The sequence below is a fragment of the Gluconobacter sp. GP1 genome (assembly GCF_032913585.1).
Classification (GTDB): Bacteria; Pseudomonadota; Alphaproteobacteria; order Acetobacterales; family Acetobacteraceae; genus Gluconobacter; species Gluconobacter cerinus.
Window position 1 is genome coordinate 1,148 of the sequence record NZ_JASGXC010000023.1, and the last position, 4,867, is coordinate 6,014.

3 protein-coding genes are annotated in these 4,867 nt (G+C 59.5%); all 3 read right to left on the reverse strand.

Annotated elements, in window-relative coordinates:
• Positions 1-2,253, reverse strand: a 2,253-nt coding sequence (locus R5H23_RS16495) for a DotA/TraY family protein (RefSeq protein ID WP_317216096.1), incomplete at its 3' end; no start/stop codon positions are given.
• 59 nt (positions 2,254-2,312) lie between these two features.
• Complete coding sequence (locus R5H23_RS16500) at positions 2,313-3,989, reverse strand: hypothetical protein (protein WP_317216097.1); 1,677 nt, start codon at positions 3,987-3,989, stop codon at positions 2,313-2,315.
• A 21-nt stretch (positions 3,990-4,010) separates the two neighbouring features.
• The coding region (locus tag R5H23_RS16505) for a hypothetical protein (protein ID WP_317216098.1) at positions 4,011-4,867 on the reverse strand (857 nt) is incomplete at its 5' end.

Below are 4,867 nucleotides of genomic sequence, written 5' to 3' on the forward strand. Positions count from 1 at the left end.
ATCTTCGGCGCGGCCAGAGATCTGCATGAGAGCTCTTGTCGTTGAGTCTACTGGCTCGGCCTTGTCGTTGTCGACGGTATTCTGCCCTTTCCCGTCTGCACTCACATTTGACACCGTATCGCGAGCCAGTTTTGCTGCTGTGTCTGTAGGAGCGGCGATCCCCCGGCCGGTTGACTTGTCATTAAAGTCATCGCTGTCCACACGACCGATACTCGTCATGCCCGCCATCGCAGGGATGTGGTGTGGCAGGGTCGAAATCAGCCTGAAGCACATGACTGCGATGCTCATCTCCATCGTGACGAACATGCAGAGCAGGACGATCAGGCCGATAAAATTGTCCAGAAGCCAACCACGCTCAAAGACGAACCCGGTGGCAATCGAGAACGCCTTCATGACCAGCCAGGAGATCGAAGCAAAGATCGTGTAACTGAGCACGAGACCCGCAATCATCATCACCGGGCGAAAGAGAATTGTGAACAGCACTTCATAGCCACGGTTTCCGCGGCCATGAAGGCCCTCTCCCTGAAACACCAGATGGGCCAGCATCCACAGCGGAACGCCCACCACGGCTTCGACCACGACGATATACCATCCCGCGACACCCGCCATCCAGTATGCAAACGGGGTCATCGGGAGGACGTAAGCAAGCGTAATGCCGGGAGCAAGCAGGAAGAAAGCAGCCGCAAAGACAGGCGTGAGCAGGGCTTTGATCAAACCGCTCAGCGCGAAGCTGCCCGCGGATGCAATGGCAGCCGGGACATCTCCGGTGGCAAGATTGGCTACTGTCGCTAGCCCCGTCCCTGTCTTGCTACTGAGTACCGCCGCGCCGCCAATAATCGCGAGCGCGGTGTGAATCAGAAGATGGCCAAGCCCGATCATTGCCCCCAGCGGGTCGGTCCAGTCGCTCCCGGATGTTGGCGACAGGAGATGATTGACGATCAGCGTCATGACGCCGTTCGTGATGCCGAGTGCCTGAAGAACACGGTCCAGAGCGGATTGCCCGGAACTGGGTAAAGCTGCGTTGTTAAAGAGCCTGGTCGCCCCGTTGGGCGCACTGGCGCTGTCCGACGTGGCTAGCTTCTGCTCTTCCGCAGCCTGATACTGTTCAATCGCGGTGATCGGACCCGCAAGGTCCTTGGAGAGGAATGACCCTAATCCCTGCCAGCTTGGCAGCGTCACCGAGGGGACGATGGAAGACATGGACAGCACCTCTGCATTGAGGCGCGAGATCTCAAGATAGTAAGCCCCCAGCCCGCTCCAGCCGAGGTTTTTCATAGCCACATAGCCGGCATCACTTGAGCCGTTGCCATCTGAGGAATACTGCGCACGGATCTTGCTGATCATGGTCGTGGCCGCCTCACTCAGCGCCGAGGAATAGGACGTATTCTGCGCAGTCAGAACCGCATCCATGGAGCGAAGGGCCGTCACATCCCGCGTCTGCCAGATCGTATCCGCGAGAGACGACATGGGCGTGCGCACCGCGCTGATCAGATCCTGAAGCGCTTTGACCTGCTTGGTGCCAACATCTGTCAGATCAAGATTTGACCCGAGCATCTGCTGCTCAACCTGCTGCGGGATCATGACCGAGATGCTGCCGCATGTTGCCGCAGCCGTCGCCTCGCCCACGGCAAGGCTGTAATCCACCGTCACTGGCGAACCATTGCCTGGGTTTGAAACCTTTGGTTCGGGCATAAGGTCAGAATTGTTTGAGGCTTTGTTGACCAGGGCGCGGCAGAGTTCGCTTTCCATCACCGCCATGACAACCTGCCTGGTCCCAGGGATGATCGGTTCTGCAAGCGGCAAAGCGTCCGGGCCGATGGACTTGGCCACAACATCCGTCAGGTTGCGGGCCATCCCGATCGCCGTCTTCGCACCCTGCACGACGAGCGCTTGCCCCACCGAGAAGCCACCGTTTGCAGGGATGGGCACCATCAGCCCAAGTGCAACAACAACGCGAAGCGGCACCCACCCGGAGAAACTTGCAGAGAAAATCTTTCCGCTTTCCGCTGTCTTATGAACCTGCAGGATGGAGGCATAGCTGATCCAGAACGCCGCAATCAGCATCGCATAAGCCGAAATATACTGCAGCATTGTGCCTGTGGCTGTCTCTGTGCCCCCTGACATCGGGAAGAGACTGTCGAGCACGCGGGCGGACCAGTCGTCGCCCGCGCTCAGGTTGCTCCAGCTCACGCTGTCTGTCGTGGTTCCGGCATAGGCGGATCCCATAGTTACCGTGAGGGCAACGACTGTCATCGTGACCGCCCGAAAATGCCGGGACGCTCGAAGGAGCCGCATGAACTGGTGCATTGTCTTTAGACCTCAGGGCTCGGGCTGTTATCGCGACTTTGCTCCTGGCCCTGCTTTCGATCTTTGGTAAAAAAATCATGAAAACGGTCCACCAGACGCTCGAGAGCCGCGCCAACTTCCTTCAGAAAGTCCTTTCCCGGCTCCTGGCCCGGAAGAGATTCCAGCTTCTTGCCAACACTGGCGGCGGTTTCCTCTGCGCTCTGCACAGTGGGATCACTCAAAGCGTCCCGTTTGGAGGCTTCATCACCCAGAACCTCGACTTCCTTGCCCAGTCGCTGAGACGACTTGCGAAGTTTTTCCCAGGACTCTGCGAAGCCGGGCGTTTTCTCCAGGGACGCGGTGAGCTGCGCGCGAAGCGCCTTATGGCTCCCATCCTCGGTCATGCCCGCAATGACAGAACTTTCTGATTGTCCAGGGTCTGACGCGGCTTTGGTGAAGGCTTCAAAAAACTCTCGGCCGACACGCTTGAGTGCGCCGAGATCTTCCTCGACTTCACGGGCCGCTTCCTTGACCTTGCGCGTTCGGTTCTGGATCTGGCGGTTATCGCTTTTGCCTACCAGATCACTCATAAAGTCGGCCAGTCCACGCCGATTGGTGGCCGTCGCAGTGGTCGCCGCAACCTTTGCCTCAGCCTGATTGGGCTTGCTCTCCGGCTTTGGCTTACTTTCTGCGGCCGCTAGGTCAGCGTCAGGCTGTGATGTCTTGGCGCTCGGAGCTGGCCTTGCGGCCGCGTCCGGCTCAGCGTCTTCTGCCGCATCAGCATTTTGCTGGTCATTACGATGAATGCTGCTGTCCCTTTCTGCGGAGCTTTGTGACACGGGGTCTTCCACGTCTGCCGGTTGCTCAGAAGGCAGGTGATCGCCGTGGAACTCATCATCGTCCCGAAAGGGACCGGCCTCTTCTTCTAGAGACTGTAGATATCCTTCGTCCTCAAACGGGTCATTCGAGGGAAGGCCAGGCTCAAGGATCTCGTGTTGTGTCCGGGGCGCCTGCTGAGGCTCGTGTGAGGGGTGTTCACTTTCCGCGACAGGAGGCTCAGGCTCCGTCACGGTTGGTTGGGGCATGTCAGCAGAAGTCGGTTGCTGCACTTCCGAAGATGCTTCCCGCGCAGGCGGGGGCTGTGGCGTCGATGTCGCCGCGGCGGGGTCCGGCTGCTGTGCATCTGGTCGAGGTGACGGCTCTTGCTCGGTCTGTTGGGCGCGGGCAGGAGTGCCCGACAGGGCCATGGTGATGCGATAGTCCAGAACGGCAGCCAGCCGTGCAGCGGCAACGGAAGCCTGGTCTTCCGGAGACATTCCGGACATATCCAGCGCTGTTTTGCGAAGATCGCGGACAAGATCTCGATCTTCAAGCGAGCCAGCTTGCGCCAGCAGGGCTTTGAGTTCTTCATTCTCCAGCCCCGGCAGGTCTGTGCCATGAGCCTTCAGGCCGGCCGCAAGAATGGGAGGGATCTGCGGATCTGCGCCGGTTCCACTAAAGGCCTTCCAGTCCTGGACAAGCCACGCCACCTGAACGGTGAACTTTGGATCGCTTTCCAGTCCCGGGTTTTCCCGCAGACGCGCGGTCAGGTCCGAAAGATCTTTTGCAAGCCCGCGCTCTGCTTCGGGGATGGTCGACTGCTGAGCATCAAGGGCCTGCAGGACGTAGCCTAACGGCCCTTGCTGAGTGAGAGTACCCGACATGGTCATTCCTATTCGAGATGTTCAGGGGAGTGTTGTGGTAGGAACCGGCAGAGGAGATACCGCCCGAAGCCGTTGTTCAGCAGACGTCGCGAGCCTGTTGGCTTCCATCAGCGCCCGGGTCTGGTCCAGTTTGAACTGCTGCCAGGCAATCCAGTTACGCTGCGCGTCCAGCAGAGCGATCTGGACAAGAACAGACTTCGGGGAGGGCATCGCCTGCAGATCTGCCTGCCAGTCTGTGCCACTGTATTTCCGGTTGATTTCCAGCTCAGTGGCTTCGCTTTCCGAGCCAACTGAGGTGTTGGTATATCCCTCACGGACCGCCTCGGCCTTTTGGGCGGCACTCAGGGTTACGGTGTTCGCGTGCCACCCGATAATGTCGTCTCCGACGTGATGGGCCAGCGAAATGGCAGCATTGTAGGCACGGCGCCCCGGGAGGGCAGACTGCCCATCCACCGAGGTCAGAGCACTCCCTCTCAGCGCGGCGGGAGCAACCGGCTGGATCAGTGTCGTGACGTAGTCATTGGCACGGTCGATCGAGGCCTGATCCTGATATGCCGGTGGCGTTAACAGGCTGGTGGCGTCCTGATCTGCATTCTGCTGATCGGTGGAGGCAAGCGAGCAAATACCGGCATCCGCTTCTGCATCCGAGCAGTAAAGCGTAAAATGGCGGTTGTTATTGGCCTGCGCGCCCTGCCCTGCACCTTCCCAGGACGGCGTTCCCTTCCCGGCCTGCGTCCGCTTGTCCTTGCCGCTATCGAGTGCAGTCGCGACGGCGACACCGTTTCGAGCGGCGACAATGGCAGCCTGCCCACCTTCAAGATTAAGACAATCCTGCCGGTTGGTCGCATGGTTGTCCCGCTGCTGAGCCGCCCGGACGT

Excerpts from the sequence above, each read along its gene's own strand:
- R5H23_RS16500 (WP_317216097.1), bottom strand. The coding sequence starts at position 3,989 with ATGTCGGGTACTCTCACTCAGCAAGGGCCGTTAGGCTACGTCCTGCAG.